Here is a 15,043-nt window from a genome sequence, read left to right on the forward strand (position 1 = left end):
CAAAGTCATGAGCTACTGCGTTATTCCCGGATGCGTCCAACCCCAAAATCTTGAGTCGGCGAAGACTTGCCAAAGCTGTGGCAGTAAATTAATCCTAAAAGCGCGCTACCGCCCCATTCAGGCCCTAGGGCATGGGGGATTTGGGCGGACCTTTTTGGCGGTGGATGAAGATATCCCCTCTAAACCCCGATGTGTTGTCAAGCAACTGTTTTTTCAGAAAGGGGAAACCCAGCACATCCATAAGGTGAAAGACCTGTTTTATCATGAGGCAGTGCGCTTAGACGATCTGGGACATCATCCCCAAATTCCCTCCCTCCTGGCCCATTTTGAGCAAAATCAACGGTTGTATCTGGTTCAGGAGTTTATCGAGGGACCGACTCTCTCCTCGGAACTGAAACAAAAGGGGGCTTATCAGGAAGCCGAAATCCGCGCATTGCTCAATGATTTACTCCCGGTCCTAACGTTTATTCACGATCGCCAGATTGTCCATCGAGATATCAAACCGGCTAATATCATTCGCCGTGTATGGAGCGATCGGCCCTCTTTCACGGAACATCAAGCAGGACAAATTGTGCTCATTGATTTTGGCATTGCCAAACTGTTAAGTGCGACAGCGATGATGCAAACCGGGACAATTATCGGGTCTCCCGAATATATGGCCCCCGAACAAAACCGTGGCAAGGTCGTTCCGGCCACGGATTTGTATAGCTTGGGGGTAACTTGCCTGTATTTACTCACAGGAATGTCTCCGGGTCATTTATATGATGCCAACCAAGACCGCTGGAGGTGGCGGGATTTTGTCCGGACAGATAAACTGGTCAGTGCTGATTTAGGGCGGATATTAGATAAGATGCTGGAAAATGCTCTCACGAAGCGCTATCAGTCGGCTGCTGAAGTGCTACAAGACCTGAATCCCACTCCCGCCGCCTCACTGGCCGTATCGCCTTCTGCGCCTCCCCCACAAAAGCGAATTGCCTCTGTCAAGGCTCCTCAACAATCGCCGGTTCAGTCCAAAGCTACCCCAGTTCCACCCCGGACAACGAATTGGCGAGATGCCTTTGGTCAATTCTGGTCTGGAGTAGTCCCCTCTTCCAATTCAGTCCATGAACCGAATATCCTCACTTCAAGCCTCGGCATTGATTATAGTCGATTGCGAGAGTTACTGGCCGCTAAAAAGTGGAAACAAGCCGATGAAGAAACCCGGACCTTGTTATGTCAGGCTGCTGGGAAATACCCGAGAGCTTATTTATTTGAAGATGATATTGCGAAAATGCCCTGTGAAGATTTGCAGATGATTGATCTGTTGTGGGTGAACTATAGTGATGCAAGGTTTGGATTTAGCATTCAATCGCGAATTTATGAAGGGGTGGGGAAAGATTATGGGGCATTTTGCGATCGCATTGGGTGGAAAACTTACAATCCAACGCTCCCTTATGAAGGGATTCAATTTAATTTAAAAGCACCGATTGGTCATTTACCGTCTCGCAGTTGGTCCGCTGGTTCTAAATGGTGGAGACACGCTGGGGCGATCGCGGCTAAATTGCAACAGTGCGAGACCAAAAACAACGATGAAAGAGAATTGTCCGCCGGATAAACGGTTGTTGATTTAAGTTGTACCCTGGTATAGAGAGGAGGCAGAGCCTCCCATTTGAGACGGGTGATTGTAGCCAAATCCAACCCAAACAAGGCACAATTTGAGTGAGAACGTTGTTTGGTCAGTCTGGTACAGACTATTAGAATCTCATGACTCAATCGAATCCGCGTCCATCCCTGGCTCAAATCTCTGTCCAAGAACTCGCCGATCGCCTTGCCAGCGCACCCACCGAGTTGCAACTGATTGATGTCCGCGAACTCCACGAGGTGGAAATCGCGGCGATCGCCGGGTTTACCATCCTTCCCCTGAGCGAGTTTTCTCAATGGTCCGGGGAGATTTACACCCACTTGGATCCGGAGAGGGAAACCCTGGTGTTATGCCATCATGGTATCCGATCGGCTCAGATGTGCCAGTGGTTACAAACCCAGGGATTCACCCAGGTTAAAAATATTAGTGGGGGCATCGATGCCTATTCCCAACTTGTAGATCCTGCTGTGCCACGGTATTAATTTTCCCCGGGTTTCCCGCAGACTCCCCCTTGACTCCCTAAATCTGGATTCCCTAAATTCAGGAATCTGAGGCAGTCGTCCGATGGGAATAGGACCCGGAGGGATTTTTTCCCGCATTTAAGGGCATCAATTTGATTAAAATAGGAACCCTGTCATGATAATTTAATGACATTTCAAACGAGTCCCGATCGCATACTTTGGATAAAACAATTTTGAAATTCACCACGGCTTATTTACTGGTTTCCCACGGCAGTCGCGATCCTCGTCCAGAAGTGGCGATGCAAGCGTTAGCCGGTTTATTGCGCGATCGCTTGCAGCAACAGCAGGGTCAGTCCACTTTACCAATGGTGGGAACAGCACAATTAGAATTGCATCCCTTGCCTTTACACCAACAAATCACCGCGTTTGCCGATGGTGCCCGTGCGGTGGGTTGCGATCGCCTCCAAATTTTACCCCTCTTTCTCCTAGAAGGGGTTCATGTCATGGAAGATATTCCAGCGGAAATTGCCCAAGCTCACCAAATCCTGGGGACAACCATGCAGTTAGATTTACGCCCGCATTTAGGCAGTCAAATCAGCGGATTGAGCCACTTATTACAATCGGCAATTCAACCCGTTCAGGACAGCAATTCTGGCGATCAACAGTGGATTGTTTTATCTCACGGATCGCGGCGTGTGGGTAGCAATCAAGTGGTGGAGGAGATGGCCAATCGACTGCAAGCACTCCCCGCCTATTGGTCCATTTCTCCTAATTTAGAAGAAAGGATAGACCAGTTAATTCAAACGGGACATCGCCATCTGGGTATCCTTCCTTACTTTCTGTTTTCTGGGGGGATCACCGATGCGATCGGCAAACTTACCCGAGAAATTTCTCAACGCCAACCCGAACTCCAGATCCAGTTAGCTGATCCCATTGGCGCAACACCAGAATTAGCCGAATTAATTTTAGAACTGACTGCTTAAATAAGAGCTAACTTTTCTTTGTTAATCAATCCAGAGGTTTCGATTGATGCAAGTAACCGCAACTGAATCCATCCAAGCACTCGTAGCACCGGCTGTCATGATTTCATCGAGCTCTCTCTTTTTTTTGGGATTAAATGCTCGGCACTCTTCCCTCTTGAGCCGAATTCGACTTCTAACCGATGAACGCCGAAAACTGATCCGAGAAATTAGCCATAATCAAGAAGTAGAGCGGGAAGAAGAAATCCGATTGATGAGTGTTAGAAGTCAACTTAGATTCTTGCTCCGCCGCGCTAAATATGTTAGAAACTCAGTTTTTTGCAATATTGTTGCTGCCACGTTATTTATTCTAAGTTCCTTGGCGATCGGGCTAGATTACTTGTTAGAAAATCCCGTAAATCAGCATTTTCCTCTATCCCTCTTTGTCCTAGGAATGTTAATGTTTTTAGGAGGAGTTACCTTTACCGGAGTCGATGAACTCATCTCCTATTCCGTCATTCTCATGGAAATGAAAGATGAGCAAGACCCCAAATAGTAACGACTTCAGTCGTTCTCTTAAGTTCGTAGTAACGACTTCAGTCGTTCTCTTAAGTTCTCCATGTTCGTAGTAACGACTGAAGTCGTTCTCTTAAGTAACGACTGAAGTCGTTCTCTTAAGTAACGACTGAAGTCGTTATCATCCGGCGGGGGTTAAAACCCCCGCCTAATAGCTAAAGTCGGTTAAAAACCGACTAAAAACACCACTGTGTCAGATTTTCAGTCGGTTTCAACCACAAAGAAACCGGGTTTATGACCTAACTTTCCTGCTAATTACAACCGTTTTTCTCAAGAGGCCCGGTTTCTAAACTCTACTAAACCAACACCTAACCATGAAAAGTTTCTCCTAAAATTCACCCCAAATTACCCCAGAGAACGCAATAAACTTTTCACCGTTTCAATCAACTCCGATGGATGAAAAGGCTTGGCCAAATAGGCATCTGCGCCTTGCTTAATCCCCCAATAGCGGTCAAACTGTTCCGCCTTGCTCGAACACATTAACACCGGAATATTTTGACCAGTGGGAGTTTTCTTCAGCCACCGACATAAATCATACCCATTCATGCGAGGCATAATAATATCCAATACCACGATATCCGGAGGACTGTCTACAATTTTTTCTTGAGCCTCGACCCCATCCCGGGCTTCAATGACCTTCATTCCCACATTTTGGAGGATAGATGAAAGCATTTCCCGCGCTGTAGCACTATCGTCCACAATCAATACCGTACTCATAATGACCTTTCTATATGCTGGGTTTCAAACCTTGACTGAATAGGAACACGAGCTATCTTAATCTTACTTCCTGGAAGCAGAATTGCTCCAGTGAGTTCCCCTCAACCCACCCTTCAAGTTTCAACCCGTTCCTTCAAAGAGAATTGCACCGCCAGCATTCCTGTTTCTCATGAATTCTGGGACGGTTAGATTGAACGCAAACGGGTTTGGCGGGTGTGGGAAGCATCTCTCCTAAATCCCCTTTTTATCGAGGGAGTAGCTGCTTGAGAAGTTGATCCACCCTCAAACCGGAACGGTTTGAGGGGAGGGGGATAAACGGGGCATCACGGGTGTAATATCATAACCTCTAAGTGGGGATAATCAACGGACTGTTTGGCTGTTTTCTCAATTCTAAAAAAGCAGGGGAGAAATAGCATCCGGCAAAAGGCACAACTTCTTCTATGACAAAAGTGCGAAGGCAAACAATGACTTTTGTCACAATCTTCGGAGACACTCACCCTGTTGCCTGTTGCCATGAGTCAACTCAAGTGCTTACCCTGATTGAGAAAAAGTAGCACGGCGACAGAGGGAATAGGGTGCTACTGGGCGGAAAAGAGGGGGATATTTCTGGCGATCGCGACAATTCTGGGGGTGCGATCGCCTCGCGAAATCCAAGATTTCATCGTAATATCGGCTAAATGCCAGTTTTCCGCCTACCCCCTTATGAAGTCCTTCGCCTCCAACCGAAGCGACGGGTTGTCGGATCACGGCTGATATCTGCATTTGTGAAGGGGTCCCAATGATTCGCATTTTATTGGTAGACGATCAGAATCTGATTCGTCGGGGGTTGATGGCATTGCTGGAAGCAGAAACGGATTTGCAGGTGGTGGGAGAGGCGGAAAATGGACAACTGGCGATCGAACAGGTGCACCATCTCCAACCCGATGTGGTGCTGATGGATATTTATATGCCGGTGATGGATGGGGTACAGGCAACCCAGGCAATTTGCCAACAATTCCCCGAGGTGAAAGTCTTGGTGCTCACCACGGTGGATGATGATGAGTCAGTAGCGGAGGCGCTGCGCGGGGGTGCGCGAGGATACTTACTCAAAGATACACCATCGGAAGAGTTAGCCCATGCAATTCGCACGGTTCACAAGGGTTATACTCAAATTGGACCCGGTTTAGTCACCAAAGTGATGGCAAAAGTCCAGGCAACACCCCTTCGCAAACCGAATGTTCCCCTGGGATGGCAAGAACTAACCCCCAGGGAATTGGAAGTGTTGCGGTTCATTGCTCAAGGTGCGAGTAATCGGGAAATTGCTAAACAATTGTATATTACCGAGGGAACGGTGAAAAATCATGTCACTCATATTTTAAATCGGTTGAATTTACGCGATCGCACTCAAGCAGCGATCGTTGCTCATGCTGTATTTTTTGAGGAAAACTCGTAACTGAGGGAACTCCAAAAAATAAAATCCCCAAAAACCCACAGGCTCAAGCCTGGGGCTATACGGACAAAGCCTGCCTACGCAGGCTGAAGAGTCAAGTTTTTTACCGCAAAACTTGGATGATTTATTTTTTTGAACTCCCTGAGAACTGTTGCCAACGCCAACTATTTAACTGCTGATTATTTTTAAAGGAACCGACTGATTATGCCGGAGAATCATCACCTCGAAGAGACAACCCGAGAGTTGAAAGCGAACTTGCAGTCCCATCTTGTCCAAGTTGTTCGCGATCGCGACCCTTACTTTGCCACAGGCGGCTATTTCTATGTCCGAGAATACATCCGCCAACAGTTCCAAAAATATGGCACTGTAGAAACCCATGCTTTTGAAATCAGTGGCAGAACCCATGAAAACTTAGTGTTAGATATTCCAGGAGGCGATCGCACCAGCAAACCCAAACCCCCCATCTTAATTGGCGCACATTATGACGCCGTACCCGGTTCTCCCGGTGCCGACGACAACGCCACCGGCATCGCCGTCTTACTAGAAATAGGCCGCATTTTCGCCACCGAAACCCCCCGCTATCCTCTGCGTCTCATCGCCTTTGATATGGAAGAATATGGCTTATGTGGCAGTACCGCCTACGCTACCGAACTCGCCGCCAAACGAGAACCTCTGCGCCTGATGATTTCCCTAGAAATGCTCGGCTACTGCAATCCTCAACCCCATTCTCAAAAGTATCCCCCAGGATTACAATACATCTACCCCAATCAGGGAAATTATATCGCTTTAATCGGCAATATTTCCACCCTAATCGACCTGATTAGAATCAGCCGAATTATCAAAAAAACCGGACTCCCTTGCCAATGGTTACCCGCCGGTAAAAAAGGCCACATCGTCCCCGATACCCGACGCAGTGATCACGCTCCATTCTGGGATTTAGGATATCCAGCCATCATGATTACTGATACCGCAAATCTCAGAAATCCCCACTATCATCAACCCAGCGATACCATAGAAACCTTAGACTTAGACTTTTTAACGGGCGTTTGCCAGGGATTAATTGCCACTATTCGGAAGTTATAACTGATACCGTTTGTCAGATGACAGGGGATTGAGTAAATTACAGATTATGAGAATCCAATTGTTTAAATTTATGTTATCATAGCCATTAATACCAAATCCACGAAACCCCGCACACTGAAGGGTGGGGGGTTTTTACCCGATTCCGTATCAATCGGCTCAATTAAGACCATTTAATAGCTAGGAAGTTCTTATGGTACTGACTACCGACACTGAACAGTTCACCCTAGACGACTTCATGAAAAATCCGCCCGAAAATATGGAATGGGTGGATGAAAAACTGGTGGAGAAAACAGGAATGACACTCAGACATAGCGAAATTCAAGCTAGGCTGTCTCGTTACTGGGGCAATTATAAGACCGAATCTGGACAAGGAGGCGAAGTTTATGTAGAAATGCCTTGCCGTACCCAAAAACAGGGACGCCGACCCGATGTTTCCTACCTCACCCCAGAACTGCTAGAACGCTATAGAAATGAGCCTACTTTACCTCAGAGTCCGCCGTTAGTTGCTGAGATTGCCTCTCCCACCGATGTGGCGGAGGAATTGTTAGCAAAAGCTCAAGAATATTTAGAATCCAATTGTCAAGAAGTCTGGCTAGTCTTTCCCGAAGGACTGAGAATTTTCATCCTGACTCACCATCAGACCCTCGCTTTTCAAGTCGGAGATATTGTCAGCACTCAAGTGGTTTTAGAGGGATTTAAGATTGCCTTGGACGAATTGTTGGGATAGTCAAGAGTAACGAACCGATTTTAAAAATCAGAAAATCCCTTTTTTCCTAGAATGAAACAACTAATTTAGAGGAAATTATCAGTCCATTTATTATCCCCAATTATTTCATTCTTATTAAAAAAACAGCCTGCTTGTGCGGGCTGTTTTTCTCTTCCTATCAATTAATAGCGAGCAAGCAACTCACACTCCTGAAATTCAAGGTTAAAGTGTTGCGGTTGCGGGTTCTGGAGTTGCTTCCTGTTGCTTCTCTAAAAACGCATACAAGCGATTTAGAGCATTGACATAAGCGTGAGCGGAGGCGACAATGATATCCGTATTCGCGGAATGACCGGAGAAAATGCGATCGCCATGACGTAAGCGAATCGTCACCTCTCCTAAAGCATCAATTCCGGCGGTTACCGATTGTACCGAAAACTCAATTAACTGATTCGGTACATTCACCACCCGATTAATCGCTTTATACACCGCATCCACGGGACCCGTCCCGATCGCAGCATCCGTAAGTTCTTCCCCTGTCGGAGTGCGTAACGTCACCGTTGCCGTTGGACGGGCGCGATCGCCACAGGATACCTGCACCAACTCCAAACGGAAAATTTCCGGGGGTTGCTGGATCTCAGCATTGACAATCGATTCGAGATCCCAATCCGTAACCTCTTTCTTCTTGTCTGCTACCGTCTTAAACTTGAGAAAAGCATTATTTAACTCCGTATCCGAGAGGTCAAATCCTAACTCTTTCAAGCGACTCGCAAACGCATGACGTCCCGAGAGTTTTCCTAAGACAATTTGATTGTCGGTTAACCCAATGGATTGAGCATCCATAATCTCATAAGTTTGCTTATGCTTAAGCACACCATCTTGGTGAATTCCCGACTCGTGGGCGAAGGCATTGGCACCAACGATCGCCTTATTCGGTTGCACAAACATCCCGGTCAAATTCGACACCAACCGCGAGGTTTTGTAGATTTGTCGGGTGTCAATATTCGTTAACGGTTCTTGAGACTCCACCGGACGTCCGAGGAAGGGATTAAAATACTGACGACGGACGTGCAATGCCATGACTAATTCTTCCAAGGCGGCATTTCCTGCGCGTTCGCCGATGCCATTAATGGTGCATTCCAATTGTCTTGCCCCATTTTTGACCGCTTCTAGGAAGTTCGCAACGGCCAAACCGAGGTCATTATGACCATGAACCGAGATGATAGCATCATCAATGTTGGGGACATTTTCTTTGATACCGCGAATAATCGCCCCAAATTCTCCGGGGGTGGTGTAACCGACGGTATCGGGAATATTAATGGTGGTGGCCCCAGCGGCGATCGCCTTCGTCAACACTTCATAGAGAAATTCGGGGTCCGAACGTCCCGCATCTTCTGGGGAGAATTCCACATCATCCACAAAAGACTTGGCATAGGCGACCATTTCCTCAGCGATCGCCACCACTTCGGGACGAGTCTTTTTGAGTTTGTACTCTAGGTGAATATCCGAGGTGGCGATAAAGGTGTGAATTCGTGCTTTGGCAGCGGGTTTGAGGGCCTTTGCTGCCGCTTCAATATCCGCCCGAGTCGCCCGCGCTAATCCGCAAATCGTGGGGCCTCCTTCGACTCCGACTAATTCGGCGATTTTTTGGACCGCTTCAAAGTCTCCGGGACTGGCGTAGGGAAATCCAGCTTCGATGACATCCACACCCAGTCGCGCTAACTGCCGCGCTATGGTCAGTTTTTCCTCTCCATTCAGACTGGCCCCTGGCGATTGTTCACCATCGCGAAGGGTCGTGTCAAAAATAATGATGCGATCGGGTTGATTTGTCATGGAATGTACCTCCTAGTCCATGTTGAGCTAATGTTTGTCCGTTGACTAACGAAAGCGGGCGGTTAGGGGTGCGTTTGTTGCACTGCCGTATTTTGATTCTAACCGCCCATCTTGAGTTCTGACTTCTAATAATCGATTTTTTCTATGTGGTCGCGAATATCATTCAAGTCAATATAGCGATCGGTGGCATTTCTCAACTCTCGGGCAATCATTCCTTCGGTTGAAACGACGGTGATATGAGTATTTTTAGACCGTAAGAGTTCGATCGCCCGCTCGAAATCTCCATCCCCACTAAATAGCACCACTCGGTCATACTGTTCTACGGTATTAAACATATCGACGACAATTTCGATGTCTAAATTAGCTTTTTGAGAATAGCGCCCCGAGGTGTCGTCATAATATTCTTTGAGAATTTTGGTGCGAACCGTATATCCCAAACTAATCAGGGCATCTCTAAAACCTCGTTGGTCCTGCGGATCTTTGAGTCCGGTGTACCAAAAGGCATTAATTAACATAATCCCAGGCTGCTCTTGGGTAAAATATTCTAGCACCCTTCTGGGATCGAAAAACCAACCATTCTTTTGTTGAGCGTAGAACATATTGTTCCCGTCTACAAAAATAGACAGACGGTTCATTAAAAAACCCATAGAAACTTAGACCTAATATTAGTAGAAAATAATTAACCATGAAATGTGAATCCCTGTCGGTTTATCAAAATAAACCGCTTTGGAAGGGGTTACCAAAAGAGCAGAGCGTTGGTTGGCTAACATCAGCGAACCAGACGGAATCCCCTGAGCCAGCAATTGACTACTATTCAGGAGGTTTCATCCTGAATGCTGGGGGTTGGTGAGCTTTGGTACTCCTGTTAATCTTCAGCAGTGATTCCAATATGAGAGTCCCACGCCAATCTAGGTAATACCGTATTTTTTGCGCTACCCATCGAGGGTTAAAACGGGTCGAACTAAGAAGTTTGAATGCTTAAGACAGTAGTTGTGAATAGGTTAGAGTTTTTTCTATCATAAGTCTGTTTAGGAAATAGCATCATTCTACTGCATTGCCCGTTATAAAATCGCGATATGGATATTTTTTGTGATGTGGGATTAAATAAATATATGCTGGGTTGAGTTTGGCCCTATCACCTCCGGTCACTGATTCAGGGGAGTCCGTATCTCATTAACAACTTGAGGAATTCGGGGAGGCCCAAATCCTTCTTTATCACTTTACCGCTAAAACCGAGTTCCGGATTGACCAATTTTAAATAGGAGGGGGCGACTGCCTCTGAATAACCCCAGTAGCCGCCTTGTTGCTGCGTCTAGGGACAGAACAGCGGCTGCTCGATTGTCAGGAATTAGCATCCATCTCCACTCGTCCTAGCAGGCTCAAAGAACCCTGATTTTGGGATAATCGATGGGGGTACGACTCGGGTCGCCGCTGATGCCTCCGGGCCAGATAAAGTGGAGAATCACCACCCCCTAGGGCTGGTCAGTTCGGGATTCGACCCAGGGGACAAGAAACAGGGTTTTTGGGGCTTAAGAACCTGGAGTGCTGAGTAGAGATGAGGTCAAAAAACCCAGTTGCTCTCCCCTCGTCTGTACCGAGGCCCTAGGCCCTTTTACTTTCAATGGCCCACCGTGCTAACTCGGTCCGGTTGTGCAGACCCGTTTTCGCCAGCATATTGGAAACATGACTTTCAATGGTGCGCTGAGAGACTTTCATCGCCTCCGCAATTTCCCGATTTGCCATTCCCCGGGCGACTAACTGCACCACCTTCGTTTCCGTCGGCGTCAGTTCCACATCAAAGGGAACTTGAATTTTCGGCCCATTCGTACCCAGTTTGAGTTGATGCTGAAGCAATCTACCGGCTTGCTTGAGGGACGCTTCGACTTGAGAGACCAGTTCTTCCGGTTCAAAGGGCTTGACCATATAAACATCAGCCCCAGTATTCAACCCTTTGACCCGATCTTGACTTTGACCCTTAGCGGAGAGGAACAGGACCGGAATCCAATTGGTGCGGGGGTCTTTTCTAACCTGTTCCACAAAGGCATAGCCATCCATTTCTGGCATCATGACATCGCAGATAATCATGTCTGGCATTTCTTTTTCTAATATTTCGAGGGCTTCGCGGCCATTTTCTGCGGTGGTGACCTCGTACCCCCGAAATTCCAGATAGTCTTTAACTAACAGGATTAAGTTGGGGTCATCGTCAATCAGCAGAAGTCTCTTTTGAGCGCCTATACTGGGTTCAGTCATGTGTTATTTAGTACCAAATTTTGAATGGATTCAATGTAGATGGTTCGAGCGTTACCCTGGAAATTGGATGAAATCCGGTGGGGACTTCCCATCGCAGTGGTAGAGACAGAATTCCTCGGTTGGCGATCGCGTTAGCTTGATTCCCTGCCATCCGGTGATTTTCAGTCTTTAACCGATCGCCTCGAAACTATCCGTTGCGAGCGCTTTACTCCAAAGAGTAATCCGGTTAGTGGGTATCTACAAAACTAATGTATTAATAAATATTACTCGCCATACAGGTTTAGCTCGCTATCGATTATAACGGATTGTCCTACGGTTGAAAGGGTTTTCAACCCGGGCATCCCTAGGATGAACTTCACCCCGAGAAATCGATGGGAAAAAACCGGGATAGAACGAGGCGATCGCCCCTCTGAAACCCTCGGACCAATTCTACCCTTGAGGTGGGATATTTGTTGCCACCCCATCCGGTTTTAATCCCGAGGGGAGTGGACCCCACCCTAACCCTCCCCCAGACACAGGGGAGGGGACCGGAAGTGGACTTACTCTTAAGGCAAAGCACCATGCATGAACTCATTCAGTCTGCCAGCGCCGTCCCTTCAGCATCGGGAGTGGGTAATGGATGAGTCAGAAATGCATACTCCTGCACCACCTGGTTGCCAATTAAATGCTCTTGGATAATCCGTTCAATCACCTCGGGAGTGGCAGAACGATACCAGACCCCATCGGGATACACCACCAAAATCGGCCCATCACAGCAGACGCGCAGACAGTTGGCTTTCGTGCGAAACACACAATCGGGGCGAGTTGGCGTGACGCGATCGAGCTTTAACGCTTTCAACCGTTGTTTCAAATAATTCCAAGCCACCAGACCCTCCTCTTTCGAGCAACACTTCGCCAGAGTCTGATCCGCGCAGATAAAAACGTGCCGTTGAATCTGCTTTAATCCCAAAGCCTCAACACAAGACTCCAAAAGACTCTCATCCCCAGGTTGACAAGTAACTTGCTCCGGAATTGATTGTTCTATCATCCTCTGCTCTCCGTGAAAATCTGTGCAATCTGTGGTTCCCATCCCCACCCCTACCCAAAGGTCCCCTCCAAAAAGTTCGGGAACCCGTACAGAAAGAATAGTTGCGTTCAGTACAAACATTCCGCTAAATTAGCACTCATAGGTCGAGAGTGCTAAACCTACTCCTCAAAGAAAGACTGAAAAGAGATAAAACTCAAGCCAGTCAAGACTTTCGAGAGTAAAGTGCCAGCGCTTTCACCCGAATCGACTATAGATATGGATAAGGAGGATTTTACATGGCTGCTGTTTCTTTAAGTGTTTCTACCGTTAAACCCTTGGGCGATCGCGTGTTTGTCAAGGTCAGTGCTTCTGAAGAAAAAACTGCCGGTGGCATTCTGCTCCCCGACACCGCCAAAGAAAAGCCCCAGGTTGGTGAAATTGCAGCAATTGGTCCTGGCAAGCGCAACGACGATGGCTCTCGCCAAGAATTAGAAGTCAAAGTCGGCGACAAAGTGCTCTACTCCAAATATGCAGGCACCGACATCAAACTCGGCACCGATGAGTTTGTGTTGTTAGCCGAAAAAGACATCCTGGCGATCGTTGGCTAAACCGGGTAACCCCCTCAACAAGTTTTACCCTTCCCTCTGATTTCAATTTCATCTGAAATAGTACACCTCATACAAACTGCAAAGGACACCTATGGCTAAACGTATTATCTACAACGAAAACGCTCGTCGCGCTCTGGAACGAGGCATGGACATCCTGGCAGAAGCAGTTGCCGTCACCCTAGGACCCAAAGGCCGTAACGTGGTGCTAGAAAAGAAATTCGGCGCACCTCAGATCGTCAATGATGGGGTCACCATTGCCAAAGAAATCGAACTGGAGGACCACGTTGAGAATACCGGGGTAGCTCTGATTCGCCAAGCCGCTTCCAAAACCAACGATACCGCTGGGGATGGAACCACCACCGCAACGGTTTTGGCCCATGCAATGGTCAAAGAAGGACTCCGCAACGTCGCCGCTGGTGCGAATGCGATCGCCCTCAAACGCGGAATTGACAAAGCAACTGCATTCTTAGTCGAAAAGATTGCTGCTCATGCTCGTCAGGTCGAAGATACCAAATCCATCGCCCAAGTCGGAACCATCTCTGCCGGTAACGATGAAGAAGTCGGCAACATGATCGCCGAAGCAATGGATAAAGTCGGTAAAGAAGGTGTGATTTCCTTGGAAGAAGGGAAATCCATGACCACCGAACTGGAAATCACCGAAGGGATGCGCTTCGATAAGGGTTATATCTCCCCTTACTTCGTCACCGACACCGAGCGCATGGAAGCCGTGTTTGACGAGCCTTTCATCCTGATCACCGACAAGAAAATCAACCTCGTCCAAGATTTGGTGCCCGTGTTAGAGCAAGTTGCTCGTGCCGGTCGTCCTTTGGTGATTATTGCTGAAGATATCGAGAAAGAAGCTTTAGCAACCTTGGTGGTGAACCGCCTGCGGGGTGTGCTGAATGTGGCTGCTGTGAAAGCGCCTGGATTTGGCGATCGCCGTAAAGCGATGCTCGAAGATATCTCCGTGCTCACCGGCGGTCAACTGATCACCGAAGATGCCGGTCTGAAACTGGACAATACCAAGCTGGATATGCTCGGTAAAGCCCGCCGCATCACCATCACCAAAGACAGCACCACCATCGTTGCTGAAGGTAACGAAGAAGCCGTCAAGTCTCGCTGCGAGCAAATCCGTCGTCAGATGGAAGAAAGCGAATCTTCCTACGACCAAGAGAAGCTGCAAGAACGGTTAGCTAAACTCGCCGGTGGCGTTGCCGTCATCAAAGTGGGTGCTGCAACCGAAACCGAAATGAAGGACCGCAAACTGCGCTTAGAAGATGCCATCAACGCCACCAAAGCGGCAGTTGAAGAAGGTATCGTTCCTGGCGGTGGTACCACCTTGGCTCACCTCACCCCAGCTTTAGAAGAATGGGCCAATGGTAACTTAACCGGAGAAGCCTTAACCGGAGCTTTGATTGTCGCTCGTGCGATCGCTGCTCCCCTGAAGCGGATTGCTGAAAACGCCGGACAAAACGGTGCTGTTATTGCCGAACGTGTGAAAGAGAAAGAATTCAACGTCGGTTACAACGCTGCCACGAATGAATTTGTGGATATGTTTGAAGCCGGTATTGTTGACCCTGCCAAAGTGACTCGTTCTGCTCTGCAAAACGCAGCTTCCATCGCCGGAATGGTGTTAACCACCGAGTGTATTGTGGTTGACAAACCCGAACCCAAAGAAGGCGCTCCCGCAGGTGCCGGAATGGGCGGCGGTGACTTCGACTACTAAGGTTTAAATTTGTAGGGGTAGATAAATTGCCCCTAGCATAGATAAATCGTAGGGACACAGCACTGCTGTGT

15 protein-coding genes are annotated in these 15,043 nt (G+C 47.9%); 9 read left to right on the forward strand and 6 right to left on the reverse strand.

Annotated features, from left to right (window positions below; translation table 11 throughout):
- Window positions 1-7: 7 nt before the first annotated feature.
- The 4 genes from NG795_RS12235 (at window position 8) to NG795_RS12250 (ending at window position 3,597) form a co-directional block, all read left to right on the forward strand.
- Window positions 8-1,594, forward strand: coding sequence for a GUN4 domain-containing protein (locus NG795_RS12235; RefSeq protein ID WP_367288944.1), 1,587 nt, complete (start codon window positions 8-10; stop codon window positions 1,592-1,594).
- Between the two features lie 149 nt (window positions 1,595-1,743).
- The gene (locus NG795_RS12240) at window positions 1,744-2,103 is read left to right on the forward strand and encodes a rhodanese-like domain-containing protein (protein WP_367288945.1); all 360 of its coding nucleotides are present in this window, start codon (window positions 1,744-1,746) and stop codon (window positions 2,101-2,103) included.
- Between the two features lie 212 nt (window positions 2,104-2,315).
- Entirely contained in the window at window positions 2,316-3,065 is a 750-nt protein-coding gene (locus NG795_RS12245; protein ID WP_367288946.1) for a sirohydrochlorin chelatase, read from the forward strand.
- Between the two features lie 46 nt (window positions 3,066-3,111).
- Window positions 3,112-3,597: a DUF2721 domain-containing protein gene (locus tag NG795_RS12250; RefSeq protein ID WP_367288947.1), complete on the forward strand. Its 486-nt coding sequence runs from the start codon at window positions 3,112-3,114 to the stop codon at window positions 3,595-3,597.
- A 365-nt stretch (window positions 3,598-3,962) separates the two neighbouring features.
- Here NG795_RS12250 and NG795_RS12255 read toward each other — a convergent pair whose 3' ends face one another.
- Both NG795_RS12255 and NG795_RS12260 read right to left on the reverse strand, forming a co-directional pair.
- Entirely contained in the window at window positions 3,963-4,334 is a 372-nt protein-coding gene (locus NG795_RS12255) for a response regulator transcription factor (protein ID WP_367288948.1), read from the reverse strand.
- 531 nt (window positions 4,335-4,865) lie between these two features.
- Complete coding sequence (locus tag NG795_RS12260; RefSeq protein ID WP_367288949.1) at window positions 4,866-5,096, reverse strand: hypothetical protein; 231 nt, start codon at window positions 5,094-5,096, stop codon at window positions 4,866-4,868.
- A gap of 16 nt (window positions 5,097-5,112) precedes the next feature.
- On the opposite strand from NG795_RS12260, the gene NG795_RS12265 reads away from it, so the two are divergent.
- From NG795_RS12265 to NG795_RS12275, 3 genes are all read left to right on the forward strand, one after another.
- Window positions 5,113-5,766, forward strand: a complete 654-nt coding sequence (locus tag NG795_RS12265; RefSeq protein ID WP_367288950.1) for a response regulator — start codon at window positions 5,113-5,115, stop codon at window positions 5,764-5,766.
- A gap of 201 nt (window positions 5,767-5,967) precedes the next feature.
- Window positions 5,968-6,846, forward strand: coding sequence for a M28 family peptidase (locus tag NG795_RS12270; protein WP_367288951.1), 879 nt, complete (start codon window positions 5,968-5,970; stop codon window positions 6,844-6,846).
- Between the two features lie 190 nt (window positions 6,847-7,036).
- The gene (locus NG795_RS12275) at window positions 7,037-7,573 is read left to right on the forward strand and encodes a Uma2 family endonuclease (protein WP_367288952.1); all 537 of its coding nucleotides are present in this window, start codon (window positions 7,037-7,039) and stop codon (window positions 7,571-7,573) included.
- Window positions 7,574-7,774: 201 nt separating this feature from the next.
- Here NG795_RS12275 and NG795_RS12280 read toward each other — a convergent pair whose 3' ends face one another.
- The 4 genes from NG795_RS12280 to NG795_RS12295 all read right to left on the reverse strand — a co-directional run bounded on the left by NG795_RS12280 (window position 7,775) and on the right by NG795_RS12295 (window position 12,659).
- A complete protein-coding gene (locus NG795_RS12280; protein WP_367288953.1) occupies window positions 7,775-9,382 on the reverse strand; it encodes a 2-isopropylmalate synthase in 1,608 nt (535 codons plus the stop codon).
- A gap of 125 nt (window positions 9,383-9,507) precedes the next feature.
- Window positions 9,508-10,029, reverse strand: coding sequence for a low amplitude/bright protein LabA (gene labA / locus NG795_RS12285; protein WP_015147155.1), 522 nt, complete (start codon window positions 10,027-10,029; stop codon window positions 9,508-9,510).
- Window positions 10,030-10,984: 955 nt separating this feature from the next.
- Complete coding sequence (locus NG795_RS12290) at window positions 10,985-11,632, reverse strand: response regulator transcription factor (RefSeq protein ID WP_367288954.1); 648 nt, start codon at window positions 11,630-11,632, stop codon at window positions 10,985-10,987.
- Between the two features lie 574 nt (window positions 11,633-12,206).
- The gene (locus NG795_RS12295; RefSeq protein WP_367288955.1) at window positions 12,207-12,659 is read right to left on the reverse strand and encodes a (2Fe-2S) ferredoxin domain-containing protein; all 453 of its coding nucleotides are present in this window, start codon (window positions 12,657-12,659) and stop codon (window positions 12,207-12,209) included.
- Window positions 12,660-12,934: 275 nt separating this feature from the next.
- On the opposite strand from NG795_RS12295, the gene groES reads away from it, so the two are divergent.
- Complete coding sequence (gene groES, locus NG795_RS12300; RefSeq protein ID WP_015147152.1) at window positions 12,935-13,246, forward strand: co-chaperone GroES; 312 nt, start codon at window positions 12,935-12,937, stop codon at window positions 13,244-13,246.
- A 91-nt stretch (window positions 13,247-13,337) separates the two neighbouring features.
- Window positions 13,338-14,972, forward strand: a complete 1,635-nt coding sequence (gene groL / locus NG795_RS12305) for a chaperonin GroEL (RefSeq protein ID WP_367288956.1) — start codon at window positions 13,338-13,340, stop codon at window positions 14,970-14,972.
- Window positions 14,973-15,043 lie beyond the last annotated feature (71 nt).

The sequence above is a fragment of the Laspinema palackyanum D2c genome (assembly GCF_025370875.1).
Taxonomy (GTDB): Bacteria; Cyanobacteriota; Cyanobacteriia; order Cyanobacteriales; family Laspinemataceae; genus Laspinema; species Laspinema palackyanum.